This is a genomic window from Novosphingobium sp. BL-A-41-Hi4B-X5A (genome assembly GCF_055521705.1).
This window is the reverse complement of record NZ_CM145500.1, coordinates 1,128,558-1,155,045: the sequence shown is the minus strand read 5'-3', so window position 1 is coordinate 1,155,045 and position 26,488 is coordinate 1,128,558. Positions and strand designations below refer to the sequence as shown.

The following is a 26,488-nucleotide window of genomic DNA, read 5'->3' as shown; positions in this document are numbered from 1 at the left end:
CTCGCATCTTCGAACGGAAATCACGCCATGTCGACCGACCTGATGCCCAACCGCTATCGCCCCGGCGAGGTTTCACTTCGCGAACGGGAGGCAGCACTAATCGCGCGGCGCGACGCTGTACTGGGCGCATCTTACCGGCTCCAGTACCGCAAACCTGTACACTTTGTTCGCGGGGAGGGGATGTGGCTCTACGATCCTGACGGCAAGCCCTATCTCGATTTCTACAACAACGTGCCCTCTTTGGGCCACTGCAATGCCGAAGTTAACGCTGCGATGGCGGCGCAAGCTGCGCGCCTCAGTGCAAACACCCGCTATCTCGAACCGCGTGTCGTGGAATATGCGGAGCGACTCGTCGATACGTTCCCGGCAGAGCTTGATCGCGTGATATTCACTTGCACTGGCAGTGAATCCAACGATCTGGCGCTGCGGATTGCGCGCCTCGCCACCGGCAATGAGGGCGTCATCGTTTCTGCCTACGCCTATCACGGCACCAGCGCCGCCGTTGCAGCAGTATCACCGAACCTTGGTGATGCAGTAAACCTGAGCCCCTCGGTGCGGATCGTCAACCTGCCTGGGCCGAGTGGAATTCCCGACGAGCAGGCGAATGATTTCTTCGAAGCTGAAGTACGCGCTGCGATTCACGATCTGCGCCGTCGCGGCATCGGCATCGCCGCCTTCATGTTCGACAGCATCTTTTCAAGCGACGGGGTCTGGATCGACCCTCCGGGTTTCCTCAACGGCGCCGTCGCGGCGGTTCGGGAGGCAGGGGGCCTCGTAATCGCTGACGAGGTGCAGCCCGGGTTTGGTCGAACAGGTGCCCACTTCTGGGGATTCGCTCGCCACGACATTGTCCCCGACCTGGTGACCCTGGGCAAGCCGATGGGCAACGGCTTCCCGATTGGTGCGGTTGTCGGGCGTCGCGGACCGGTCGAGACGTTCGGTGTCACGGCGCGCTATTCGAATACGTTCGCTGGCAACACCGTGGGCATTGCTACGGCTGATGCAGTCCTGACAATTCTTCAGCGCGATCGCATCCTCGATAACGTCCTCACGGTCAGTGAAACCCTGCGAAAGGGTCTCGAGCAGATTGCCAGCCGGACAGGCGGCATTCTTGGCATTCGCAACGCGGGGCTGTTCTTCGGCATAGACATCGGCATGGGCGCAAGCCTTCCCGCCGAACGTCGCGCCATGGCGCTCGACGTCGTAAACGCCATGCGTGACAACGGCGTTCTCATCAGCACCACCGGGGCTAACGAAGATGTGCTCAAGGTGCGCCCTCCGCTTGTTTGCCAGGATGAGCACGTGCAGTTGTTTCTCCGTTCGCTGGAAGATGCGTTGCGGATCATCACCAGCAGATGACACCTTCACGGCAGCGTGGACAAATTCCGCGCGGTCATGGCCGGAGACAACAACCGACAGTTCAAGCGGCGAGGTGGATGTGATGTCGAGCGCATTGCCGACACCCGGCTCGTCTCTCTTGCGCTGGAACGTGCTGATGAAGATACATCAGCGCACTCGGAATGCTGTGTAACCAAGAAACCCGGGTACTTCTGGCGTTCATCTCGGTTCGTGAAAGTCTGCTGAAATGCAGTAAGTGGCAGAGCGGAAGGCCACCGAAACTTGCCGAGAAAACCTAAGAAATCCGCCGCTCATTGATTATTCGCCGGAAGCGATACCCCCAATGTTACCCCCAGGTGGCCAAATATTTTTTCAATCCGAGCTTTTTCAGCTCCGCGCTGTCCTAGCGCTACGCACGTATCAGACGGCCTTCGACGGCATGATAGCGGAACTCGGTTATAGTTCTGTCTCTGATTCTTTCGACAGCTTCGTTGATAACTTGCAGCGGCACGACAAACCACTCGCGCGGTTTGACCATGTGACCGAGCCGATCAGGTATGGTCAGATCGAGCTGCGCGGCGGCGAAAACCTTGTGGATCAGGCTTTCCAGCTTCTCCGCTTTTATCTCAATCAGCAAAGGCGCTTGTTGAGAACACCGAAATTTGACTTGGTGGCTCCTCACCCCAAGTGAGGCGCCTGCCATTCGAGTTGGACGCCGGGGTCGATCTGCTCTGCATCGGAGTTTCTAGAAGTGCGTGCCGAAAGCTGTGACTTTCGCTGCCCCTGGTATTGCCGACACACTGCTGTTCGCGCGACCCTAGTTCAGAGGATGGCAGGGATCTGAACAATGAAGGGTGCATTGCCGCCAGTCACGCAGAGCCGTATCATTGGTCTGAGCGCGGGCTATCTTGGGTTGCAGATCACGTTCGGGATAGAGAGCGCCAGCCTCAGCCGCGTTTATCAGGGCTTTGGGGCCGGCGTCGAAGATCTGGCACTACTGTGGCTCGCAGGGCCAGTATCAGGGCTGCTGGTTCAACCGGTGATCGGCCGCCTGAGTGACAGGAGCTGGACGCGGTTCGGGCGCCGTCGGCCATGGATGCTCGGTTCGGGAGCCATCGCGACTGCTGCGCTCACAGGGATTGCGTTCGCGCCGAGCCTGGTCTGGGCAATCGCAATGATCTGGCTGCTCGAAATCTCGATGAACGCCCTTAATGCACCCTACCGAGCGCTGGTTGGCGACACTTTGCCCGAGCAGCAGCACGGCAGGGGCTTTGCCATGCAGACCGTCTTCATCGGTGTTGGTGCGTTCCTTGGTGCCCTGGTGCCAAAGGCCCTCAGCGTCGCTGGAATGCCCAATGTCGTTGCCGAAGGTGCCACGCCGGTCTCGGTGCGGCTGGCGTTCCTTGCGGCGGCGACATGCCTGGCGATCTCGGTTGTCGGCACGGTCCTCAAGGTGCGCGAATACTTGAAGGAAGACTACGCGCGCTTCGGCATCTGTTTGACGGATCAACAGGTGGACGAGCGCGAGGCCGGACGGACTTCGGCAGACTGGCTGGTCAATCTTCTTGCCTATCGCCGGATCGCGGCCATGCAGTTTTTTGCCTGGGCTGCGCTCTATCTGCTGTGGGTCTACGCAACGCCTGTCGTAGCACAGGGCGCTTTCGCTGCCATGTCGGTAGAAGATCCGCGTTATGGCGACGGCGCGGACTGGGTCGGTGTCATGTTCGCGACATACAATGGCGTGGCGGGGCTCTTCGCCTTCATCTTGCCCCGCCTCTTCGAGAGGTTCGGCGTGTCTCGCGTCCATTCCACTAACCTTCTGGCCGGTTCCTTCGGCTTTGCAGGTGTGGCGCTGGCGGGAACCCCCTTGTTGCTGCTGGTCTGCGCTGGCCTGATCGGCATAGCCTATGCCTCGATGCTCAGCGCGCCCTTCGTCATGGCGAGCCGTATCGCCCGGCAGGGAGAGGCAGGCGGCGCGATCGGCCTGATGAACGTGTTCATTGTAGTGCCGCAGCTGGTGATGGGCCTGGGCATGGGCGCGGTGGTCCGGATGTTTCCAGCGGGCAACCCGTCAGGCACGTTGCTGATCGCCGGGGCTTTCTGCTGTCTCGCCGCCGTCATCGCGGCGACCGGGGCACGGCGATCTGCAATATAGTTTGCAAACTGTGCAATATTTTGCGCAAATTCATCTCCGATGGCTCGGTCCAAGGAGAGTTGCATGGAAGATGGCGCCGGAGGCAAGTTTACCCTGAAACACATTGCCGAGGAGCTCGGCCTCTCGACCGCCACGGTGTCGCGGGCGATTGCAGGGAACACTGCAATCAGTGAGGAGACACGCGAACTGGTGGTCCAGACGGCGGCACGGCTGGGCTACTCCGCACCCAGGCGGGGGCCGAAGGGCAAGTCCGGCAAGGGGAACCTGCCAGAACAGGTCTGCGTCGTCCTGCCTGTTGCCACCGGGCATGGCGGACAGCTCGGCAATCCGTTCGAGTTGTCGCTGCTCGGCGGCATCGGCGCTGCGCTAAGAGAAAGGCGTCGCGATTTCTCGATCAGTTGGCAAACTCCGCATGACGATCGGACTTTGAGCGAGTTCATCGACACCTCCCATTATCGCGGGTTCATCTTCTTCGGGCAGTCGCAGTTTCATGATGCGCTCAATCGTTTCGGGGCGGCCAATCGTCCGATCGTGGTTTGGGGCGTGGAAACCGAAGGGCAGCGCTACTGTTCGGTGGGCACCGACAACTTTGATGGTGGCTTCCGCGCGACGCGCCACCTTATCCGGACCGGTCGGAAGCGTATTGCGTTCTTCGGATCCATGCCGCCGATCGCCGAGGCGCGGACGGCACTGTCTCAGATCGCCCAGAGGCTCGAGGGCTACAAGGCTGCCTTGACCGCCGAGGGCATTCCTTTTGATCCTGCAATCGTCCAGACTCCGTTCTCGAGCCGCTATGAGGGTGCTGATGCCGTCGACAATCTCGTCGAGCGCGGGGTAGCTTTCGATTCGATCGTTGCTGCCTCGGACATTGTTGCGCTCGGCGCTTTGCAGGCGCTCAAGCGGCACGGCCTGCGTGTGCCCGAAGATGTCGCCCTGATCGGCTATGATGATATCGACGTTGCCTCGTTCTCCAGCCCGCAGTTGAGCACCGTGCGGCAGGACGTGATCAAGGCTGGCAACATGCTGGTGTCCAAAGTGCTGCGCATGATGGACGGCCACCGCGCCGTATCCGAGCGATTGCCAACAGAGCTGATCATTCGTGGATCGTGTGGCGCGTGACTGCAATCCTTCGCGCCAGGAATCGAAAAAGTTATGCAACTTCCAGCCATACGGCTCTGGGCGATGGCAGTTAAACCAAGCTAAATCAGTTCATTATCATCCATGGAGCGGTTGGATGGACTGCAACTCTGGATGTTATTGCACAAATTCATTGCAATCGATTGTTGTTTTGCGGGAAAAGAGCGTCGGCCAGACGGCCACCAATGAGTCGTCTGCAAGCACCTTTTCAAGGGGGATGTCATGAAGGTTTCGACGCGTATCGCCGCGCTCTCCACTGTCGCACTCGTTGCGATGGCCGCACCTGCCCACGCCCAGACTGCACAGCCTGCGGCCACGGACGAAGCGACTGCGGCTGACGACAACCTCGGCCTTGCCGAGATCATCGTCACTGGTGCCAGCTCGGGCCGCAAGAAGATGGAAACGTCTTACGCGATCACCACGCTGTCGTCGGCCGAGCTGCAGCAGCGTGCGCCAGTCAGCATTTCGGAAGTCTATGCCACGGCGCCGGGTATCTTTGCTGAGTCCTCGGGCGGCGAAATCGGCAACAACGTCTATTCGCGCGGCCTTCCCAACGACAATTTCCGCTACGTGCCCGTCCTTGAAGACGGCCTTCCCGTGTGGGAAGAAGGCGCCGGCGCCTTCACCAACGCAGACATCTTCTATCGGGTGGACCAGACCATCCAGAGCGCCCAGATCGTGCGTGGCGGTTCTGCTTCGATCACGGCTTCGAACGCACCTGGCGGCGTGCTTAACGTCATCACCAAGAAGGGTACGGCAGACCTCCAGGGCCTCGCCAAGCTGGAGTGGGGCGACTACGATCACTATCGCGGCGACTTCAGCCTGACTGGCCCGATCAACGACAAGCTGCGCTTCAACGTCGGTGGCTTCTATCGCTCGAACAACGGCATGCGCGATCCGGGCTTCACCGGGAACCGCGGCGGCCAGTTCCGCGCCGGCCTCACCTATCTGCTCGACGATGGCGAAATCTACGTCGGCTATCGCAAGCTCAACGATCGCAACATCTTCTACACCGGCATTCCGCTCGCCAGCAAGAGCAAGGGCCTGCCCGGTCTCGATGCGGGCGATGGCACTGTGGTGTCCCCGGCGTTCCGCAATATTGCTGTGCCCGACCTCTATGGCACGGGAACGACCTCGATCGACCTTGGCAACGGCGTCCACACCAACACCGATACGTTCACCGTCACCTTGGACAACAAGTTCAACGACTGGCTGAGCGTCAGCGCCAAGGGGCGCTACACCGGCGGCGTGGTCGACTTCAACGCGCTGTTCAGCGATCAGGTGGCTGGCGCGCAGGCATTCCTCGACAGCTCGCTGAGCCGCCTGCAAGCCGCAAATCCAGCCACCGTTCGCGCAGGCTATTTCAATGCAAACACCGGGGCCGCGATCCCCACGGCCAACATCGCCAATGGCCTGACGCTGGTCCAGAACATCTTCTCGACCTATGTCGATGTCGACAACCTCGTCGGCGACCTCAGTTTCACCGCCAAGACGGGCAGCAACACGCTGACCATTGGATACTATCACAGCCAGTTCACGCAGCGCCAGCAGTGGAACTGGAACAACGTGCTGACCGAGGCTGCCAACCAGCCCCGCTCGATTGACGTGTTCGGCCTTGATGCGGCTGGCAACAAGACCATCGGCCTTACCCGCAACGGCATCGTCGGCCTGCACAGCAACCTGCAGGACTTCCGCGACGACGTGACGATAAACGCGCTGTACCTTACGGACTCGTTCGACGTTAGCTCGGCTCTGCGCCTCGACTTCGGCGCACGCTACCACCACGTCAGCAAGAAGGGCACGATTGCCCAGAGCAAGACCGTCAATCTGGGCGATCCGAGCACGGTGCTCGATGATGCCGTCACGGTACTCAGCGGTGCGATCACGCCGTACAAGTTCAAGACCGGCGAATGGGCGTTTTCGGCGGGCCTGAACTACACGTTCAACCCCGACCTTGCCGCCTTTGCCCGCTACAGCCGCAGCTTCCGCGTCACGCCGGAATTCTCGCAGTGGTTCAACTGCTGCAATCCGGTGGAGGACCGCATCGATCTGGTCGAGGCAGGCCTCAAGTACTCCTCGCGCCCGGTCTCGGCCTTTGTGACGGTGTTCTACAACAACTTCCCGAACATCTCGTTCAACAACATCGTCGCAGGCGCTCCGCAGACGGCCACTGCCGCTGCGCGCTCATACGGTGTCGAACTCGAACTGGCGCTGCGTCCGGTCGAGATGTTCGAGGTCAACTTCTCGGGCAACCTGCAGTCGATCAAGTACACCGGGTTCAGCGGCGTCGACGGCAACGGTCCGTTCGACTTCAGCGGCAACCGCATCGTGCGCCAGCCGGCCATGACCTTCTCGATCCGCCCCGTCCTCCACCTGCTCGACGGCAAGGTCGATATCTACAGCAACATCATGCACACCGGTAAGCGCTTTGCCGACGTTTCCAACCGGATCGATCTGCCGGCCTTCACCGAGGTCAGCCTTGGTGGTCGCTGGAACATTGCCGACAACCTCTCGGCCGAAGTCATCGTGACCAACCTGTTCGACACGGTCGGCCTGACTGAAGGCAATCCGCGTGCAGGCGTCATCAATGGCGTCAACGAGACCGCGTTCCAAGGCCGCCCGATCTTCGGCCGCCGGGTGCGCGCAGGCGTGACCTTCCAGTTCTGACGACGATGGTACTCCTGACTTTCACCCGTCAATTCACCTCCCACCTCGCCGTGGCAGCGCTTGCTGCCACGGCATTCTTTTTCGCGCCTGCGGTGCGCGCGCAGGAATGGCTTGAGGTGCGCTCGCCCGATGGGCGCCTGGAGGTGGATTTCGCTGTCGACAAGGGTGAGGCGGTCTATCGCGCGAGCTACAAGGGCAAGCCGATCATAGACCGGTCCCTGCTGGGTTTCCGCTTCAAGGACCGGGAGCCGCTGGTATCAGGCCTGGTCCTGTCCGAAACCACACGCACGGCGACCAATGCTACCTGGGAGCAACCGTGGGGCGAGCGCCGCGTTGTAAGGGACCAGAGCAACGGCCTGATCGCGACCGTAGAGGCGCCGGACGGACGCCAGTTGCGCATCGAGTTTCGGGTCTTCGACGACGGGTTCGGCTTCCGTTATGTCCTCCCTGGCGAAACGTCAGACCGCTTTGTCATCAGCGATGAAGTCACCCAGTTCGCATTCGCGCAAAACTACCGGGCCTGGTGGATTCCAGCCTATCGCGAGAAGTTCTCCGAGTACGAGTATTCGCGCTCGGCACTGTCCGCCTTGCCCGCCGTCCAGACGCCCCTCACACTGGAAGGCGACGGCGTTGCCATGGCGGTGCATGAGGCTGCTCTGGTCGATTACGCGTCGATGAACCTGCGGCTGGTTGCGGACAATACAAAGACCCTCAAGGCCGATCTGTCGCCATGGTCGAACGGCGATCTCGTTCGCGGCCATGGCGGTCTCGTCACGCCATGGCGCGCAGTGCTTGTCGCAGACAGTGCCGCGAAGCTTGCCGACTCCACTCTGATCCTCAACCTCAACGAGCCGAACCGGCTGGGGGATGCATCCTGGGCCAAGCCGATGAAGTACATCGGCATATTCTGGGGCATGCACATCGGCAAGTACACATGGGAACCCGGCCCTGACCATGGCGCGACCACCGCACGCGCACTGCAATACATCGACTGGGCAGCCACTCATGGCATTCCGGGTGTGCTGTTCGAAGGGTGGAACAAGGGCTGGGATGCGCCGCAATGGTGGCTGAATGGGCACTCACACTTCATCCAGAACGAAGCTGCAGCGGACTTTGACATGGACGCGGTCGCCGCTCACGCCAAAGCACGGGGCGTGGAAATCGTCGGTCATCACGAGACGGGAGCCCAGGTGCAGGACTACCTGCGCCAGCTGGAACCAGCGCTCAACTACTACGATCGGTACGGCATAAAGGCGATCAAGCTTGGCTATGTCGGTACGCGGCACGACATGGTCGAATGGCCCGATGGGCAGTATGCGGTCGAGAATTTCCAGCAGGTCGTCGAGGCAGCGGCAAGGCACCACATCGCGGTTTTCCCGCACGAGCCGGTCAAGGACACTGGCCTGCGCCGGACCTGGCCCAATCTGATGAGCCGCGAAGGCGCGCGCGGGCAGGAGTACAATGGCGGCAGCCCGGATACCGGCAACTCGCCTGATCACCTCGCTATCGTTCCGTTCACGCGAATGCTGTCAGGTCCCTTCGACTACACGCCCGGCGTCTTCAACTTCGATTACAGGGACAAGCGCCCCAACAATCGCGTACCCTCGACACTGGCACAGCAGCTTGCCCTCTTCGTGGTGATCTACTCGCCTGTGCAAATGGCGGTAGACCTGCCCGAAAACTACGAGGGCAATCCCGCATTCCAGTTCATTCGCGATGTGCCCACCGACTGGGAGCAAAGCCGGACTTTGGCGGGGCAAATCGGCGAGTATGTGGTCACCGCCAGGCAGGCGCGATCCGGAAAGGACTGGTTCCTCGGAGCCCTGACAAACGTCACCGCGCGTAATCTTACGGTTTCACTGGACTTCCTCGAGCGAGGCAAGCGCTATGAAGCGCAGATCTATGCCGACGGGCCGGGAGCGGATTGGCGTACAGCCCCTGAGCGCATCCTTTTGAAGCGAAAGATCGTCACCGCCAAAAGTGTTCTCACGCTTTCTCTGGCCTCTGGTGGCGGCCAGGCCATCCGCTTCCGCGCATTGTGATAGGCGGCTTTGGTAAGGTAATGTTAGACGACCCCCAACCGCATGGTGTCAAGACAATCGTCGACATCGCGAGGTTGGCTGGCGTCGCCCCCTCTGCGGTCTCGCGCTCGCTGGCCGGCAAGCCTGGCGTGAGGGCTGAGACGAGGCGGCGCATCGACGAGATAGCCAAAGCATGCGGCTTTTCGATCAATCTCCAGGCCAGTGACTTACGCCGGGGAAGAGGTTCGAGGCATCCCGCGCCCCGCGCCTCATCCGCTTCGGCCGGTCTCGCGAACGACCGATTTCTTGACCGTGTCGCGAAGTCTATGGTCGACTTGGCGATCAAGAGTAGCGATCAGATCAACATTATCGTCGAACACAAAATCTCCGATAATGGGCAAAACCAAGAGCACGTGACACTAACCTTCATGGCAGAAGGCCTCAATCGAGCTACTGCCACAGCGCGCTATCGCATTGTCGTGTCCAAAATCATGGCCGACAACAATGAGGCGCCATCAGCGCCATGATCCACGTCGCGAGACGCTCGGGTTTCAAAATGGAACTCCGATGTTTCAGACGCTTGTTACTGCCATAATCATGCCGCGGAGCTGAACCGTACAATTGCTCGCAAAGTGGCAACGCGTATCAAGCCGCTCCACACGCCATTGGCAGTTATTGGCGAAACGAGACGTTGGGCCGCGCAGAACCGAACGACCGGTTCTTCTCGCAACTGGCTGTGGTCACATTCGGCGGGGCCTACGCCGTGCTGGCCTACATGGCGCAGGAATCGGTGCAGCATTATGGCTGGTTTAGCGCGAGCGAAATGGCCGATGGCCTTGGCCTTGCCGAAACGACGCCCGGCCCGCTTATCATGGCCAAACAGTTTGCGGGCTATCTTGCCGCATTCCGCGCGCCTGAACCGTTTTCACCGCTGGTGGCCGGGCTGCTGTGTGCTTTGCTGACCACGTGGGTCACATTCGCTCCTTGCTTCCTGTGGATTTTCACCTTTGCGCCGTGGATCGAACGCATGGAGAATTCCCCGCGCCTGAGGGGCGGGCTTGTTCTGGGGCTTGCCGCCTGACGAGAGCCTGCGGCTTGGATCAGCAGGTCGGCGGTTCAACCATCCGAGTTGAAGTGATCCGCCAGTTCGTCTGCGCCAAAGCCGTGGGTGTAGGATTGTGGATCGAGTGGAAGCATGGTGGCGTTCCATGCTTCCCAAGCCGCCCTCAGTTCGTTGAATTCTGACGAACGAAGGTTTTTCAGATTGGCGCGCTCCAGCGGATCGGCCTGCGTATCGAAAAGGAACTCGTTCTCGCCGATCTTGAGGTACTTGAGATTGCCGTTTCGCGCAGCGCGCTGGTTGTGTTTCTTGTAGCGCCAGAACAACGTGCGTTGCGGCAGTTCGCGCCCTGCAATGGCCGATGCAATGTCGTTCCCATCGCTTGGGAATGCCTGATCCGGGGCCGTGCCCGCTGCGGCCAGAAACGTAGGCAACCAATCCATCGATATGATTTGCGCATCGCTGGTCGCCCCGGCTCTGGTGACGCCCGGCCAGCGCACAATGGCTGGTATTCTCAGGCCACCTTCGAGGAGTTCGGTCTTGCGCCCTGTAAAGGGCCAAGTGTCTGAAAAGCGTTCGCCGCCGTTGTCGCTGGTAAAGACGACGATGGTGTCCTGATCGGCCCCGCTGGCCTTGAGGGCCTCAAGCACCCGGCCGATCTGATAATCGAGACGTCGGACCATGGCGGCATATATCGTGGCGCTGCCGCCATCGAAGTGGAACAGGGCCTTGGGGTCCTTGAGCGCGGCAATGCGAGCAGATTCGCTGGCGTCGTCAGGCCCTTCCCACGGCCAGTGCGGCGCAGTGAAGTGGAGCGACATGAACCAAGGGGACGTTGCCGCCGAGGCTTCATGGATTTCCGCTATTGCACGGTCGGCCAGCAGATCGGTCAGGTAACCGGCCTTTTCGACAGGCGTTGGTCCGTCCCACAGGTCGAGCTGACCGTTGCTGGTGGCGTGGGTGTAGTAGTCAACCCCGCCGCTGCGGATGCCCCAGAACTTGTGGTAGCCACTCTTGAGCGGGTCGAAGTCGGGCAGGCTCCCGAGGTGCCACTTGCCGATCAGCGAGGTGCGATAGCCCGCCTTGGCGAGTAGCGACGGCAGTGTCGGATGCGTCGGCGGCAGGCCGATGCTGGGGCGGTTGGCGAGTGGCTCCTCCAGACCCACGGGCAGGCGATACTGATAGCGGCCGGTGATGAGCCCGACGCGCGTGGCGGTGCAGACTGCGCTGTTGGCATAGGCATTGGTAAAGCGCAGACCCTGCGCCGCCAGCTTGTCAAGCACCGGGGTCTCGAAATCGCGGCGGCCGTAGCAGGACAGATCGGCATAACCGAGGTCGTCGGCCATGATGTAGAGGATATTCGGCCGCCTTGCGCGCTGGCGGGCAATCGCCGGGGTGGCCGCAAGAGCTGCGGTCGCTGCGGCTCCGCGAAGGGTGGCGCGGCGGGTCAAATTGAAGGTCAGGGTCATGGTGCGGTCCGTGGTCGCTGATGGCAGATGGACCCGCGCGTGGTCGCGTAAGGCAGCATGATCCTATTGCTGGTCCCATAAATGTCTATCGGAAAAATAGACAATTGATCTTGTCTGTCGGGTAGTTTTCCTTTTGCGTTGAAAGGCCCCCCACGCTGTTGACCAGAGCGACTCAACTGGATAAGTAGAGATTAACCCGCAGGGCTTTCGACGATCAGGTCGGCCTGCACTACAAGGGTCCTGATCCGCGGCATTTGATGGGAAGCAGCTTGCTCCGCGTAAACAACCGCTAAAGCGCGCGATGCTGGGGCGACGGCGCCAGGCATCGTGTTCCCCTCCAACGAAGAGGTGATACGATGCACAAGCCGATGATGCGCGCCTAGGGCGCGCAAACCACCGGACACGATGACGGACCTGACGCCCTGATCGGGCGCCGTGCGCTTTCGTCCGGCCTTCCAACATAACGCCAGTTCGGCGCGGCCTGCTTGGGCCGTCGCCCGGAGGAATGCGTCATGCGACCGCTAACCAGCTCCGACCTTGCGGAACTGGCCCGGTATCCCGCGTCCCTGCAACAGTCGATCGTTGCCCTTTGCGGCGTCGCCTCCGGCGACACTGCACGCGAAGCCGTGCCCGTTCCCGCCACCTTCAATCGCCGCACCGAAGCGGCGGCACGATTTGGTTCAGGGAAGTAATAGAATGAACAGAGTTTTTCGTCTCAAGCAGCGCCAGTTGATCCTCGCTGGCGTGGCGCTTGGTTCCCTTATCGGCACGGCTCCGGCTTTCGCCGCCGAGCGGCCCGCCGACGTCGAGGCGCCAGCAGCGGCGGCCGAGGAGGCCGGTGAAGCCATCGTCGTCACCGCATCACGCCGTCGCGACGAGGATGTCCAGGACGTGCCCGTAGCAATCAGCGTCATCACCAGCGATGCGCTGGAAAAGCGGGGCGACTTCACGCTTGGCCAGATCCAGCAGCAGGTGCCGAGCCTGCAGGTGTTCAGCTTCAACCCGCGCAACACGAACATCAACATTCGCGGGCTCGGCTCGAACGTCGCGCTGACCAATGACGGGTTGGAGAACGGCGTCGGTTTCTACATCGACAACGTCTACTACGGCCGCGTCGGCCTTTCGCAGTTCGATCTGGTTGACCTGCAGAGCATCGAGGTGCTGCGCGGGCCGCAGGGCACGCTGTTCGGCAAGAACACCACATCCGGCGTCATCAACATCACTTCGCGCAAGCCGAGCTTCGAACCTGAGTTCTCGGGCGAGGCGAGCATCGGCAACTACGGCTTCCGCCAGATCCGCGCCTCGGCTTCGGCGGGCATCGCGCCCGATCTGCTGGCGGTGCGCGTCTCCGGCGCGATCAGCGGCAATGATGGCTTCCTGTTCAACAAGACCACCAGGACCCGCGCCCAGAACTACCGCAACGAAAGCATTCGCGGCCAGTTGCTGTTCACGCCCGACCCGGACTTCGAAGTGCGGATCATCGGCGACTACGCCAAACAGGAGCAGGACCACGTCCTGTCAGTCTTCGCGGACCTGCACACCACCTATCTTGATGGCGCAACGATACCCAACAACTTCGCCCAGCGCGCGGCGCGCTTCCCCGGCTACACGCTGCCTGCCTTCAGGCCCTTCGATCGCATCGGAGAGGCCGACAGCCACTACCAGTCGAACATGGAAGGCTATGGCGTTTCGGGCGAGGTCAACTGGGACTTGGGCGGCGCCGCGCTGACTTCGATTACCGCTTACCGCTGGTGGGACTGGAACCCGGCCAACGATGGCGACAGCACCTCTTTGCCGATTACCACCAAGGCCCAGCAGGCCAATCGCCAGCGCCAGTTCAGCCAGGAGCTGCGCCTTGCTTCGAAGGGCAATCGCACCGTCGATTACGTGATCGGTGCCTACTACTTCTGGCAAACGGTCAAAGGCTATGGTGCGACCCGCTATGGCTCGGCAGCGGCCCTATGGAACCTGCCCGCCGCCAACCAGACCATTGCCAATGCCGCGCTCAACGGCTTCGAGGCCAATTCCACTTCGACACCCGAGACCCGCACCTTCGCGCTGTTCGGGCAAACCGACTGGCACTTGTCCGATGCCTTGACGCTGACCACCGGCCTGCGCTGGACATACGAGAAGAAGGAAGGCGCGTTTAGCCAGTTCTGGGTCGATGGAGCCGACCTTTCGGGCTTCACTCCGGCGCAGGTCACGGCGATCAACGCGATCCGCACGCAGTTCAATCCGGTTACCAGCTTTGCCACGAAGTTCAGCGACAACAGCCTCTCTGGCCTCGTCACGCTCAACTGGAAGGTTGCAGCCGATGCCAGCATCTACGGCAGCTATTCGCGGGGGAACAAGTCGGGCGGCCTGAACCTCACCGCGCTGCCTGCAGGTATCCAGCCTGAAGTTGCGCCGGAAAAGGTCGATGCCTTCGAGCTGGGCTTCAAGTCGCAGTTCCTGGACCGTCGTGCCACGTTCAACGCCGCCGCCTTCTGGACCGAGATCCGCGACTACCAGACCGCGATCACCGAGCAGGTGCCCAACACCGTCAACGTCCGGCAATACATCGCCAACATCCCCAAAGTGCGGTCGCGGGGCGTCGAGGGTGATCTGGCCTTCCAGGCCAACGACAACCTCTCGTTCACGGCATCGGCCAGCTACACCGACGCCAAGTACGTCGAATATGCCAACGCGCCACAGGCGGTGGAGAACCTCAACCTCGGCGGCATCCAGGACCTTTCCGGCAAGCCGCTGTCAGGCGTGCCGAAGTTCGCATGGTCGATCGGAGCCGATGGCAACGCGCCGCTGGGCGAACTCGGCGGGCGTGAACTCAGCTTATACGCCCATGCCGACTATGCCCACCGGTCGAGCTTCAACACCTCCGCCACCAACTCCGCATGGGCGCAGGTGCCGGGCTTCGGCATCGCCAATGCGCGCATCGGGCTGAAGACCGACGACGGCCTGTGGGACCTCTCGGTCTGGGCGCGCAACCTGTTCGACAAGGACTACTTCCTCAACCTCTCCGCCGCCAACACCGGTGTGGTTACCGCCCAGGTGGGCGAGCCGCGCACTTACGGTGTGACGTTGCGGACGCGACTGTGAGGCCCCGCGCATGACAACACAGTCCCCTGCCAACTACCACCGCCTTGCTGCGATCTACGTGCCGGTCACCGCGGCTGCCCAGCCAGTTGCAGCCTGGCTGCCGGCCATCCTGGCGCGTGACTACGGCGTGCCGCTGACGCTTGTCGGGACGCTTTACCTCGCCGGCCAACTTGTCAACTGCGCGCTCGACCCCGTGGTTGGTGCGCTGAGCGACCGCACGCAGAGCCGCTTCGGCAGGCGGCGACCATGGGTAGCAGGCGGGGGATCGTTGTTCGTCGTCGGCAGCGCGATGCTGTTCTTTCCGCCAGCCAATCTCGGTCTCGGTTGGTTGGTTGCTGCCCTGGCCGCCTACTACATCGGCCTTGCGTTCCTCTCGACGCCGCTGCTGGCGTGGAGCGGGGAGATTGCCACGGGCTACAACGACCGGACCCGCGCGGCCTCGACCTTCACGCTGTGGCAGTCGATCGCGCTGGTAGGCGCGCTGGCATTGGCCGCACTGGCGCAGCATCTGCGGCCCGGTGATGGTCAGTTGCAACTGACGCTGTTCGGCTCGCTCGTGCTGGCTGCGGCCATCCCCGCGCTGTGGCTGACGCTCTCGAACCGCGATGACAGTGCGCCGCCGGTGCTGGCAGCGCCCCTGTCACCACTTGCCGCAGCGCGCGCGGTGTTCGGCAACCCGCTGCTGCTGCGCGTCCTCGCCTCGGACGCCGCCGTGCGCGCAGGGCAAGGCATCCGGACGACGCTGCTGCTGTTCTATGTGACATTCTACCTTGGCAGGCCTGAATGGGGTGCGGGGCTGTTCCTGTTCCAATACGCCTTCGGGATGCTCGCCGCGCCGATCTGGCAACGCATCGGTGTAGCCTTGGGCAAGCGCCGGGCCGCCATCCTCGCCGAGGTGCTGCAGGCGCTGATCAATCTCGCTTTGGTGCTGACCACGCCTGATCGGTTCTGGCTGGTCCTCGCGCTCGCCTTTGCCCAGGGACTGACGCAGGGATCGGGCAACATCATGCTACGTTCGATGGTCGCCGACGTAGCCGACAAGCAGCGGGCCGAAACCGGTGAGGAACGCGCAGGGCTTTACTACTCGGTGTTTGCCCTGGCCGACAAGATCGGCGGAGCGCTTGCTGCCGGGATTGCCTTGCCGCTGATCGCCTGGTTCGGCTTCGACCCGAAGGTCGCCACCAATAACCCACAAGCGCTGAATGGATTGCTGCTGGTCTTCTCGATCGGCCCAGCATTCGCCCACGCCGTTTCTGCTGCCGTCATCTCGGGCTTCGCGCTCGATGCCGAACAGCACAACGCCATTCGCCATCGCCTGGACACCGCAGCCGACCCCGCGCTCCAGCCGGCCGAATAACACCCCCAAGCCCAACCTCACGCAGGAGTAACCGACATGAATGCCATCACCACTTATGCCAACGCCAAGGACCCGAACTCCCCGCTCGAGATCGTCCCGATCACCGGGACGATCGGGGCGGAAATCCGGGGCGTGACGCTCTCGGGCGATCTTGATGCCTCGACCGTGCAGGCGATCAAGGATGCAGTTGTGCGCCACAAGGTCGTGTTCTTCCGCGGCCAGAAGGAACTGGATGACGCGCGCCACGAAGGCTTCGCCTCGCTGTTCGGAGATCCGGTCGCACACCCAACCGTGCCCGTTGCCGAAGGTTCGCGCTACCTGCTCGAACTCGACAGCAAGGAAGGCTATGCCGCCTCAAGCTGGCACACCGACGTGACCTTCGTCGATGCCTATCCCAAGGGCTCGATCCTGCGCGCGATCACCATCCCTGAAGCGGGCGGCGATACCGTCTGGGCCAATGGCGAAACGGCCTATGAAAGCCTGCCGGAAGCGCTGCGCCAACTGGTGAACAACCTGTGGGCCGTTCACACCAACCTATATGACTACGCGGCGGTGCTCTCGAACGCGCCGAAGAATGACGAGGCAGAGGCTGCCCGCTCGGCTTTCAACCGCAAGGTGTTTGCCTCGACCGTCTATGAAACCGAGCACCCGGTGGTTCGCGTCCACCCCGTGTCAGGCCAGCGCAGCTTGCTGCTGGGCCATTTCGTCAAGCAGTTCGTCGGTTTGAACCAGGCCGATTCACAGCGCCTGTTCCAGATCCTGCAGGATCACATCACGCGCCCGGAAAATGTCGTTCGCTGGCGCTGGCAGCCGGGCGACGTGGCCTTCTGGGACAACCAGTCGACCCAGCACCGCGCCGTCGCAGACTTCGGCCTGCAGCGCCGCACCCTGCGCCGCGCGACCATAGCTGGTGAAGTGCCGGTCGGCATCGACGGCCGTAACAGCCGCACCGTGCGCAAGGAGAAAGCCACCGAGTACCAGCCAGCCTGAGGGGTGGCAGCGGGGTGGCAGCCCTCACTGCTGCCCCGCATCACACAAACACCTGACCGCTTCCGGCTAGACCTGACGTTCATCTGCCCCAACTTCAACGACGACATCTGGTCGCTTCCCGCCGCTTTTCCGTATAGAGCAGACGCAAGGGTCCGGGCAGGCATCATGCCTTCAAGCAACAAGTCAGTCCATTCGCGTGCAAGCTCTCGCCTGCGCGGCAGGAACTCGGCCCGGTTGCAGGCGCTCTCGACCTTGTTCTCGGGAGCGTGGGCCAGCATGAGGTCGATAACCTGCCAGTCGCCTTCGATTCCCGCCAGCTTCGAGCGCTCGTTCATGATCGACGAGAAGGCCGGCTGGACCCGCTACCCCCACACTTACCTCCAAATGGGCGGTGCAATGGTGGCACGCGGTGGCACACCTCGCACGTCTCAATGAGACAGAACGCCCGGTTTCATTGGGGTTTTTGGCATGGGATGGCACGTCTTGGCAAGGTGAAGTGGCGGAGCGGGAGGGATTCGAACCCTCGATACGCTTTTGACGTATACTCACTTTCCAGGCGAGCGCCTTCGACCACTCGGCCACCGCTCCGCATCTTGCTCTGGAAGGCGCCCCCTAGCCGCACAAGATCGCTTTCGCAAGGCGTGGCTTCCTGCAATGATGAAGTTATGTCGCTTCTTCTTGCACTGGCCGCCGCTGCGGCTTCGCCCGCCGCTCCCAAGCCTGCCGTCGCGCTGTCTCCGGGGGAGGTCGTAGCGGCTTCCCCGGCGGCGGATTGGCAGGCGATTTCGCCCGATGACCTGCTGGTGATGGACCTTGCACCCGATGCCAAGGGCAAGCCCCGGCGCGTGGTGATCCAGCTGATGCCCGAGCCGTTCTCGCAAGGCTGGGTGGGCAATGTCCGTATGCTCGCAGCAGCGCATTGGTGGGATGGGCTGACGGTCTATCGCGTGCAGGACAACTGGGTGTCGCAGTGGGGTGATGCCGATGGGGAGGACAAGGCGAAGGCCAAGCCGCTGCCTGCGGACATCGAGCAGGTGCCGCAGGAGCGCTATGTCGTGAGGCCCGAAGGGCCTGAGCGCAGCACGACTCATGAAGAGCTCGATAGCTGGCTGGCGACAATCGAAGGCACGCATGCGGCGTGGCATGCGCTGGCGCGCAAGGGGGCGAAGGTGAAGGATTCCGATCCTTACGCCGACGAGACCTTTTTCTATCGCGGCTGGCCGGTGGCGGCATCGCAGGCGGGGCCGAGTGCGTGGCCGGTGCACTGCTATGGCAGCATCGGCGTGGCGCGTGACATGCCGCCCGATACCGGCACCGGGGCCGAGCTTTACGCCGTGATCGGGCATGCGCCGCGCCAGCTGGATCGCAACCTTGCCGTGGTCGGGCGGGTGATCGAGGGGATGCAGTTCCTGTCCTCGCTGCCGCGCGGCCCGGCGCCGATGGGCGTCTATGCCGATCCGGCCGAGCGGACGCCGATCCTGTCGGTCCATCCGGCGAGCGAGGTGGTGGATATGCCGGTCTACGAGTTCCTTTCAACCGAAAGCGCTTCTTTCCGCAGTTATGCCGAGGCGAGCGCCAACCATCGCGAGGCGTTCTATGTCCAGCCGGCTGGCGGGGTGGACATCTGCAATCTCAAGGTGCCGGTGCGGCGTCGCAAATGACCGGTGAAGACCATGCTCTGACTGTAACCCTGTGGCGCTGGGCAGGGGGTGCCAACGGCGGCGACTGGTTCTTTGCCAGTATCGATGGTGCAGTGGGCGAGGCGCTTTCGGCGACCGCGCTGATGCAGCGGCTGGAAAGCGGACGGCGTTCGGGCTGGGGTTCGGTCAAGGTCGTGGCGCGGGTCGGCGAGACCGAGTGGCGGACTTCGGCGTTCCCTGCGAAGGCGCAAGGGTGGATGGTGCCGATCAAGGCGGCGGTGCGCAAGGCGGAGGGGCTGGCCGAGGGCGAGCCTTTCGCGCTTTCGCTGAGCTTTTAAGGAAGGCCGCCGGTCTGGCGCAGGGCCTCGGCCACGGCGATCGAGGCGGATGTGGCGAGGTTCATCGAGCGGACCTCTGGCCGCATCGGGATGCGCACGCGGGCATCGGCAACGTCGGAGATTTCTGCGGGCACGCCGGCGCTTTCCTTGCCGAACAGCAGGATGTCGCTGGGCGCGAAAGTGAAGTCGTAGATCGAGGCGCTGCTCTTGGTGGTGAAGAGGACGAGGCGGCCGGGGCCGGTCGCCTCGCGGAAGGCGGTGAAGCCGGGGTGGCGGACGACGCGCACGTGATCGATGTAGTCCATCGCGGCGCGGCGCACGCGCTTGTCGTCCCATTGGAAGCCGAGCGGCTCGATCAGTTGAATTTCGGCGCCAAGACAGGCGCCAGTCCGCATGACGGCGCCGACGTTTCCGGCGATTTCGGGTTCGAACAAGGCGATGCGCATCGGCGCTGATTGGCGGCAGGGTGGGGTCTTGGCAAGGGGGTGACAGGCTCAGGATGAGCGGGGATTTGCGATATGGCCGATCATCCGCTGGCGAATGCGGACGGTAACGCCGGGGGGAAGCACAGATCGCGCGACCGGTGCGGTGCCGTTGCGGCACGCAGCGGGGAGGGCGCGGGACCGGTTGCGAGTGGCCGGGGGGCGGTTCCGAACCCCTTGTCGGCTCAGCCTGATGGCGGACATGTGTGAGAGGACGAAGCGTCAGCAGCGGCTCGCGGGCTGCCTTGGCTTCTGGCAAGCGGCTGTGTGAAAAGAACCTGTCGTTTGCGCAGACACTGTCACGCAAGTCAGGCGGGTTCCGCATCCGCAGCGTCGCTCAGGGTTCGGCGCCGTGCTATCAGCCCTGGGTTGTCCTGTCTGTCCTTGGGTAACGACGAAGGTTTGCCCGGTGGGTCTTGGGCTTTACGCCCCTCGTTGAACCCGCGCGCACCTGCCGCACCGATCGCGCCGGAAGCCTTGGCGGTGCCTCAGCGTCCGAAGGGAGAGGAGCGGGTTGGCCTTGTGCCCTCTCCTGACCTGTGGGCGGGGCGTATAACCTATATGGTTTGTTTTGTCAAGGTCCTTCAACGCCACCCTTCACCGTCATCGTGGGCTTGGCCCGGGATCCCGCTTCTTGGTTACGAGGGAGCGCAAGAAGAAAAGCGGGCCCCCGGGTCAAGCCCGGGGCGACGAAAGGGTTTGGGCACCAAGTAAAGTGCCGCCGCAATTCGGTTCTAAATTAACAGGATATCGGTTCCACTCCCACTTTACTCCTTCACCGTCTCCATCGCCACGAAGGTCGATGTGCTTGCCACGTGGGGCAGGCTGGAGATCTTTTCACCCAGCACCGTGCGATAGCGGCGGATGTCGGGGGTGCGGACTTTCAGGAGGTAGTCGAAGCTGCTGGCGATCATGTGGCATTCCTCGATCTCGGGGATGCGCAGGACGCCGGCGTTGAATTCGGCGAGGGCCTTGTCGCGGGTGTCGGACAGTTTCACTTCGGCGAATGCGATGTGGTCCATTCCGAGGCGCGCGTAATCGACCTGGGCGGCGAAGCCGCGGATTACGCCGCCTTCGACCAGCCGCTTGAGGCGGACCTGGCAGGGGGTCTTGGACAGGCCGACCTTTTCGGCAAGCGCGGTGACGGGAATGCGACCGTCGGCCTGCAGGACCTTGAGGATCTTACGATCGTAATCGTCCAGATCGACCGGAGTCAGGCCGGATTTGTGCATTTTCGTTCTCGATTGACCAGAATAAAAGGTAATCAGGCTCGGATATGAACCTTGTTCGGTCAGATTGCCGCCAAGGCTCGTGGTATGTCAATGCGCATGATCACGCCATTCGCCTCGTTCGCCCCGCCTGTCCGTCCTGTCACGCCGCTGCGCCGCGCGATCACCGCTGCCGCGCGGATCGACGAGGCCGAGGCGCTTGCGCCCTTGCTGCGCGCGGCGACGCTGCCCGGCGACATGCGCGCGGACATTCGCGCGACGGCGAGCGAGCTGGTGACGGCTTTGCGCAGCGAGCATCGCGGGACGGGCGTGGAAGGGCTGGTGCAGGAATATTCGCTCTCCAGCGAGGAGGGCGTGGCGCTGATGTGCCTCGCTGAGGCGCTGCTGCGCATTCCCGATACGGCGACACGCGATGCGTTGATCCGTGACAAGATTGCCGATGGCGACTGGAGCGCGCATCTCGGCGGCGGACGCTCGCTGTTCGTCAACGCGGCATCGTGGGGGCTTGCGGTGACCGGCAAGCTGGTCAGCAGCGTAGACGATCGGGGCCTTGGCGCGGCGCTGACGCGGCTGGTGGCGCGGGCCGGGGAGCCGGTGATCCGGCGCGGCGTGGACCTTGCCATGCGCATGATGGGCGAGCAGTTCGTGACTGGCGAGACCATCGAGCAAGCGGTTGGCCGTGCGCGCGAACTGGAGGCCAAGGGCTTCCGCTACAGCTACGACATGCTGGGCGAGGCGGCGACGACGGCGGCGGACGCGGCGCGCTATTATGCCGATTACGAGAAGGCGATCCATGTGATCGGCGCGGCTTCGGCAGGGCGCGGGATCGTGGAAGGTCCGGGGATCTCGATCAAGCTTTCGGCGCTGCATCCGCGCTATTCGCGGGCGCAGGCGAGCCGCGTGATGGACGAGCTGCTGCCGCGGGTGAAGGCGCTGGCCAAGCTGTGCATGGGTTATGACATCGGGCTGAACATCGATGCCGAGGAGGCCGACCGGCTGGAGCTTTCGCTCGACCTGCTGGAGAGCCTCGCGACCGATCCCGAGCTGGCGGGCTGGCAGGGGCTGGGCTTCGTGATCCAGGCCTATGGCAAGCGTTGCCCGATGGTGATCGACTGGATCGTCGATCTGGCGCGGCGGGCCGGGCGGCGGATGATGGTGCGGCTGGTCAAGGGCGCGTATTGGGACGCCGAGATAAAGCGCGCGCAAGTGGAGGGGCTGCAAGACTTTCCGGTCTATACCCGCAAGGTCCATACCGACGTTGCCTATATAGCCTGCGCGCGCAAGCTGCTGGCGGCGCCCGATGCGGTGTTCCCGCAGTTTGCCACGCATAATGCGCAGACGCTGGCGACGATCTACCACCTTGCCGGGCCGGATTATCGGCCTGAGGACTACGAGTTCCAGTGCCTGCACGGCATGGGCGAGCCGCTTTACCGGCAGGTGGTTGGCGCTGACAAGCTCGACCGGCCGTGCCGCATCTATGCTCCGGTGGGGACGCATGAGACGCTGCTGGCCTACCTTGTGCGGCGATTGCTGGAGAACGGAGCGAACAGCAGTTTCGTGAACCGGATTGGCGATCCGGCGGTGCCGGTGGCGGATCTGGTGGCCGATCCGGTGGAGGTGGTGCGGGCGATGCCGCAGCCGGGGGCGCGGCATGACGGGATTGCGCTGCCGTGCGATCTCTATGCCGACCGACGCAATTCGGCGGGGCTGGATCTGGCCTCCGAGGCGGTGCTGGAAGGGCTGACGGTTCAGTTGCAGGCCAGTGCTGCGGCGGATTGGCGTGCGGGGGTGGGCGAGGGGCGGGCGGTACTCAACCCGGCGGATCACCGCGACGTGGTGGGGCATGTGGCCGAAGTCTCGCCGGAGCAGGCCGCTGCCGCAGTGGCACGCGCGGCAGCTTCGCGCTGGGCGGATGAGCCGGTGGCGAGCCGGGCGGTGCGGCTGGAGCGGGCGGCGAACGCGATGCAGGCGCGGATGCCGGTGCTGCTTGGCCTGATCATGCGCGAGGCGGGCAAGTCCTTGCCCAATGCCATTGCCGAAGTGCGCGAGGCGATTGATTTCCTGCGCTATTATGCGGCGCAGGCAAGGGCGACGTTCGGGGCGGCGCAAGTGCCGCTCGGGCCGGTGGTGTGCATCAGTCCGTGGAACTTCCCGCTGGCGATCTTCACCGGACAAGTCGCGGCGGCGCTGGTGGCGGGTAACACGGTGCTGGCCAAGCCGGCTGAGGAGACGCCGCTGATCGCCGCCGAGGCGGTGCGCCTGCTGCACGAGGCGGGGGTGCCGGAGGATGCGCTGCAACTGGTCTGCGGCGATGGCGCGATCGGCGCGGCGCTGGTGGGCGCGGAGCAGACGGCGGGGGTGATGTTCACCGGATCGACCGAGGTGGCGCGGCTGATCCAGCGGCAACTGGCGGGCAGGCTCACCGCAAACGGCAGGCCGATCCCGCTGATTGCCGAGACCGGCGGGCAAAACGCGATGGTGGTCGACAGTTCGGCGCTGGCCGAGCAGGTGGTGGCCGACGTGATCGCCTCGGCCTTCGACAGCGCGGGGCAGAGGTGTTCGGCGCTGCGGGTGCTGTGCCTGCAGGAGGAAGTGGCGGACCGCACGCTCGCCATGCTCAAGGGGGCGCTTCAGGAGCTGCGGATCGGGCGGACCGACGCGCTGAATGTCGATGTCGGGCCGGTGATTACGGCGGAGGCCAAGGCCAATATCGAGCGGCATGTCGAGGCGATGCGGGCGCGGGGGCACGAGGTGAGCCAGATGGCGCTGCCGGAGGAATGCGCGGCTGGAACCTTCGTGGCGCCGACGGTGATCGAGATCGGCTCCATGGCGGACCTTGGGCGCGAGGTGTTCGGGCCGGTGCTGCACGTGCTGCGCTTCCGGCGCGAGGGGCTCAACCGGCTGATCGACGAGATCAACGCCAGTGGCTATGGCCTGACTTTCGGGTTGCACACGCGTCTGGACGAGACGGTGGCGAACGTCACCGCGCGCATCCGTGTCGGCAACATCTACATCAACCGCAACGTGATCGGCGCGATTGTCGGCGTGCAGCCGTTCGGCGGGCGCGGGCTATCGGGGACGGGACCGAAGGCGGGTGGGCCGCTCTATCTGGGGCGGCTGGTGCGGCGCGCGCCGGTGTTTGCCGGGCGCGGGGGGCGCGTGCCGGGCGCAGCGCAGGACCTTGCCGACTGGCTCGACGCGCAGGGCGAGGCCGAGCTTGCGCGCAAGGCGCGGCGCTATGCCCAAGCCTCCGCGCTGGGCGCGGAGCTGGAGCTGGCGGGGCCGGTGGGCGAGCGCAATCTCTATGCGCTGCATCCGCGCGGGGTGGTGCTGCTGGTGCCGGAGACGCGGGGCGGGCTGATCGAGCAGATGGCGGCGGTGCTTGCCACCGGCAATCGCGGCGTGGTGCAGGGGATGGCCCTGCCGGATGGGTTGCCGGAGAGCGTGGCGCGGCGTTTTGCTGCCGGGGGCGAGGGTTATTCGGTCGCGCTGGTCGAAGGCGGGACGGAGTGGGTGCGGGCGGTGCTGGCCGAGGTGGCGGCGCTGGACGGGCCGATCGTCACCGTCCACGCGGCCGATACGGGCGCGCCGCTGGCGTGGAATTGCGACTGGTTGCTGGAGGAGGTATCGACCTCGATCAACACGACCGCGGCGGGCGGGAATGCGAGCTTGATGATGATCGGGTGAGGGGTGGCTTTGGTAACGCGGGAGGCGCGCTTGCGATTTGAGCGGGCGTGCGGAGGCAAGAGATGCCAAGTCCCGGATCAAGTCCGGGACGACGGGTTTTGCGTAATCGCTGTTGAGGGGTGAAGGGCTGGTTTGGGGTGGGAAACAGACCTTCTCAGATGCGTGGTCGCCAAGTGTCCTCAGGATATTTTCGGATCTGGCGCACCCACAGCCAAATGACGAATGGCACAATGACAATCGCTAGGCCCACTGCCTCATCTAGCCCCTTTAGGATAGCGACGAAAACCAGCAATAAAGCTGGTGCTGCCAATGCGAGATAGTCACGCCTTACAATCTTTCTCATGTCAGCCACCTAGGTCACCTGGAGACGTTTTCGCCGAAGTGTTCGATGTCTGCAACGGCGTCGCGTCTTTTTGGACCGTTTATGGATCAGATTGCCCAGAAGCTGCCGCTGATCCTCCCCGTTTTTGCGGAGCACAAATGGGGAGGTGGCATTCACATTAGCGAATGACGGAGGGGCGGGAAGCGATTTTACTCCTCCGCCAGTTTACCCCTCCGTCAGCGCTTCGCGCTGCCACCTCCCCTTTTGCACTTTGTGAAAAAGGGGAGGATTAGCCGAGGATCTGATCCCGCTCCGTCCCATCCTGCCAAAAGCGCCAGTAGGCATTGGCCGTTCCCCTCTGCGATGAAACCGGCAAGGCTGCCTGATTTTCTGGCGGCTCAAAGCAAGGTCCTGTTTTCAAAGGGCTGGGAGAGTGGAGTGCCGGGACGGTGTTGACTGCCGACGATCTGATCGCGCGCCATGGCATTCTCAATGCGCTGGCCAATCACAGTCGGGGCGTCGACCGGGCGGATGCGAACCTGCTGGGTTCGGCCTATCATGCCGATGCGACGGTGGATTACGGGTTCTATGCCGGGCCTGCCGCGACGCTGGTGGAGATCCTGGCCGGGGCGCAGAAGGGGGCGCTGCCGACGCTGCATCGCACGTCCAACTGCTGGATCAGGGTCGATGGCGAGCGGGCGACTTCGGAATCCTATGTGATTGCCTATGTCGAGGAGGCGGAACTGCAGCGGTTCGTGCTGGGGCGCTACCTTGACCGGCACGAGTGTCGCGACGGGGAGTGGCGGCTGAGCCATCGGACCTATGTGCTCGACGGCAATGTGAACCGCCCCAACAGCGCCGTGCGCGCCGATCCGCCGACGGGCTTTGATCACTTCGTCCCCGCAGGCGGCAAGGGTGCCGCCGATCCAGGCCGGGCGCTGCTCGCCTTCCACGCCGCAAGTGCAAGGAATACAACGATGTCCACGTCACCGAACAAGGAAGCCGCGCTGGATGCAGCGCTCGCCCGCGCCGAGATCCACGATTTGTGCATGGCCTATGCGCGCGGGGTGGACCGGGCCGACGCGGAATTGCTCGCCTCGATCTTCACCGAGGATTCCACGGTGATTTCGGGCGTGGTCAACGGATCGGGCAAGGACTTTGCCCGTGAGATCACCGCGTTCGTCTCCGGCAATCTGGAGATGTGCTTCCATTCGGTGGCCAACGAATGGGTCGAGGTGCGCGGCGATGAAGCGGTGGGCGAGCATTACGTGATCGCGCAAATGGTGCAGGCAGGCACCGAAGTGCTGACCGGCGGGCGCTATATCGACCGCTATGTGAAGACAGGCGGGCGCTGGCTGATCCAGAGCCGGACCTTCGTGGCCGACTGGAGCCATTCGCATGAATCGACGATGCAGCGCGATGGCTTCTACGAGGCGCTGACGATCCGGGGCTGCTTCGGGCCGCAGGACCCGGTCCATGCCCACTGGGCGGCGTGAGGGA

Annotated in this window: 18 protein-coding genes, 1 tRNA gene and 1 pseudogene; 15 read left to right on the top strand and 5 right to left on the bottom strand. The window is 63.2% G+C overall.

Features of this window, described 5'->3' with window-relative positions; translation table 11 throughout:
- Positions 1 to 27 precede the first annotated feature (27 nt).
- A complete protein-coding gene (locus ACZ1JY_RS05225; RefSeq protein ID WP_465130597.1) occupies positions 28 to 1,359 on the top strand; it encodes an aspartate aminotransferase family protein in 1,332 nt (443 codons plus the stop codon).
- A 388-nt stretch (positions 1,360 to 1,747) separates the two neighbouring features.
- Here the strand turns inward: ACZ1JY_RS05225 and ACZ1JY_RS05220 are convergent, their stop codons facing one another.
- Positions 1,748 to 2,041 carry a GIY-YIG nuclease family protein gene (locus ACZ1JY_RS05220; RefSeq protein ID WP_118073518.1) on the bottom strand — a complete coding sequence of 98 codons (294 nt, stop codon included), beginning with the start codon at positions 2,039 to 2,041 and terminating at the stop codon, positions 1,748 to 1,750.
- 144 nt (positions 2,042 to 2,185) lie between these two features.
- Here ACZ1JY_RS05220 and ACZ1JY_RS05215 point away from each other — a divergent pair, with 144 nt between their 5' ends.
- From ACZ1JY_RS05215 to ACZ1JY_RS05190, 6 genes and pseudogenes are all read left to right on the top strand, one after another.
- Complete coding sequence (locus ACZ1JY_RS05215; protein ID WP_465130596.1) at positions 2,186 to 3,493, top strand: MFS transporter; 1,308 nt, start codon at positions 2,186 to 2,188, stop codon at positions 3,491 to 3,493.
- Between the two features lie 63 nt (positions 3,494 to 3,556).
- Positions 3,557 to 4,612 (top strand): LacI family DNA-binding transcriptional regulator, encoded by a 1,056-nt coding sequence (locus ACZ1JY_RS05210; protein ID WP_162895999.1) that lies wholly within the window; start codon positions 3,557 to 3,559, stop codon positions 4,610 to 4,612.
- Positions 4,613 to 4,852: 240 nt separating this feature from the next.
- Positions 4,853 to 7,297: a TonB-dependent siderophore receptor gene (locus tag ACZ1JY_RS05205; RefSeq protein ID WP_465130595.1), complete on the top strand. Its 2,445-nt coding sequence runs from the start codon at positions 4,853 to 4,855 to the stop codon at positions 7,295 to 7,297.
- 5 nt (positions 7,298 to 7,302) lie between these two features.
- Positions 7,303 to 9,339, top strand: coding sequence for a glycoside hydrolase family 97 protein (locus ACZ1JY_RS05200; RefSeq protein WP_465130594.1), 2,037 nt, complete (start codon positions 7,303 to 7,305; stop codon positions 9,337 to 9,339).
- 20 nt (positions 9,340 to 9,359) lie between these two features.
- The gene (locus ACZ1JY_RS05195) at positions 9,360 to 9,845 is read left to right on the top strand and encodes a LacI family DNA-binding transcriptional regulator (RefSeq protein ID WP_465130593.1); all 486 of its coding nucleotides are present in this window, start codon (positions 9,360 to 9,362) and stop codon (positions 9,843 to 9,845) included.
- A gap of 191 nt (positions 9,846 to 10,036) precedes the next feature.
- Positions 10,037 to 10,396, top strand: a pseudogene (locus ACZ1JY_RS05190) (chromate transporter); the annotation flags it as partial.
- Between the two features lie 38 nt (positions 10,397 to 10,434).
- On the opposite strand, the gene ACZ1JY_RS05185 reads toward ACZ1JY_RS05190, so the two are convergent.
- Positions 10,435 to 11,847 carry a sulfatase family protein gene (locus tag ACZ1JY_RS05185; RefSeq protein ID WP_465130592.1) on the bottom strand — a complete coding sequence of 471 codons (1,413 nt, stop codon included), beginning with the start codon at positions 11,845 to 11,847 and terminating at the stop codon, positions 10,435 to 10,437.
- A gap of 696 nt (positions 11,848 to 12,543) precedes the next feature.
- Between ACZ1JY_RS05185 and ACZ1JY_RS05180 the strand changes: the two genes are divergently transcribed.
- The 4 genes from ACZ1JY_RS05180 (at position 12,544) to ACZ1JY_RS05165 (ending at position 17,725) form a co-directional block, all read left to right on the top strand.
- Positions 12,544 to 14,943 (top strand): TonB-dependent receptor, encoded by a 2,400-nt coding sequence (locus tag ACZ1JY_RS05180; RefSeq protein WP_465130591.1) that lies wholly within the window; start codon positions 12,544 to 12,546, stop codon positions 14,941 to 14,943.
- A gap of 10 nt (positions 14,944 to 14,953) precedes the next feature.
- Entirely contained in the window at positions 14,954 to 16,300 is a 1,347-nt protein-coding gene (locus ACZ1JY_RS05175) for an MFS transporter (protein WP_465130590.1), read from the top strand.
- A gap of 36 nt (positions 16,301 to 16,336) precedes the next feature.
- Positions 16,337 to 17,290: a TauD/TfdA dioxygenase family protein gene (locus ACZ1JY_RS05170; protein ID WP_465130589.1), complete on the top strand. Its 954-nt coding sequence runs from the start codon at positions 16,337 to 16,339 to the stop codon at positions 17,288 to 17,290.
- Positions 17,291 to 17,566: 276 nt separating this feature from the next.
- Positions 17,567 to 17,725 (top strand): hypothetical protein, encoded by a 159-nt coding sequence (locus ACZ1JY_RS05165; protein ID WP_162896000.1) that lies wholly within the window; start codon positions 17,567 to 17,569, stop codon positions 17,723 to 17,725.
- A gap of 62 nt (positions 17,726 to 17,787) precedes the next feature.
- Here the strand turns inward: ACZ1JY_RS05165 and ACZ1JY_RS05160 are convergent.
- A tRNA-Ser gene (locus tag ACZ1JY_RS05160) sits at positions 17,788 to 17,878 on the bottom strand.
- 77 nt (positions 17,879 to 17,955) lie between these two features.
- Between ACZ1JY_RS05160 and ACZ1JY_RS05155 the strand changes: the two genes are divergently transcribed.
- Positions 17,956 to 18,951, top strand: coding sequence for a peptidylprolyl isomerase (locus ACZ1JY_RS05155; protein WP_465130588.1), 996 nt, complete (start codon positions 17,956 to 17,958; stop codon positions 18,949 to 18,951).
- Entirely contained in the window at positions 18,948 to 19,268 is a 321-nt protein-coding gene (locus tag ACZ1JY_RS05150; protein ID WP_465130587.1) for a DUF1905 domain-containing protein, read from the top strand. The genes ACZ1JY_RS05155 and ACZ1JY_RS05150 overlap by 4 nt, the downstream gene beginning before the upstream one ends.
- On the opposite strand, the gene ACZ1JY_RS05145 is transcribed toward ACZ1JY_RS05150, so the two are convergent.
- Together ACZ1JY_RS05145 and ACZ1JY_RS05140 are read right to left on the bottom strand one after the other, a co-directional pair.
- Complete coding sequence (locus ACZ1JY_RS05145) at positions 19,265 to 19,714, bottom strand: tRNA (cytidine(34)-2'-O)-methyltransferase (protein ID WP_465130586.1); 450 nt, start codon at positions 19,712 to 19,714, stop codon at positions 19,265 to 19,267. The two genes, ACZ1JY_RS05150 and ACZ1JY_RS05145, sit on opposite strands and share 4 nt — an antisense overlap.
- An 803-nt stretch (positions 19,715 to 20,517) precedes the next feature.
- Positions 20,518 to 20,982 (bottom strand): Lrp/AsnC family transcriptional regulator, encoded by a 465-nt coding sequence (locus ACZ1JY_RS05140; RefSeq protein WP_465130585.1) that lies wholly within the window; start codon positions 20,980 to 20,982, stop codon positions 20,518 to 20,520.
- 90 nt (positions 20,983 to 21,072) lie between these two features.
- Here ACZ1JY_RS05140 and putA point away from each other — a divergent pair, with 90 nt between their 5' ends.
- Positions 21,073 to 24,666 (top strand): trifunctional transcriptional regulator/proline dehydrogenase/L-glutamate gamma-semialdehyde dehydrogenase, encoded by a 3,594-nt coding sequence (putA, locus tag ACZ1JY_RS05135; protein ID WP_465130584.1) that lies wholly within the window; start codon positions 21,073 to 21,075, stop codon positions 24,664 to 24,666.
- A 771-nt stretch (positions 24,667 to 25,437) separates the two neighbouring features.
- The gene (locus ACZ1JY_RS05130) at positions 25,438 to 26,484 is read left to right on the top strand and encodes a nuclear transport factor 2 family protein (protein ID WP_465130583.1); all 1,047 of its coding nucleotides are present in this window, start codon (positions 25,438 to 25,440) and stop codon (positions 26,482 to 26,484) included.
- The last annotated feature ends 4 nt before the right edge of the window (positions 26,485 to 26,488 follow it).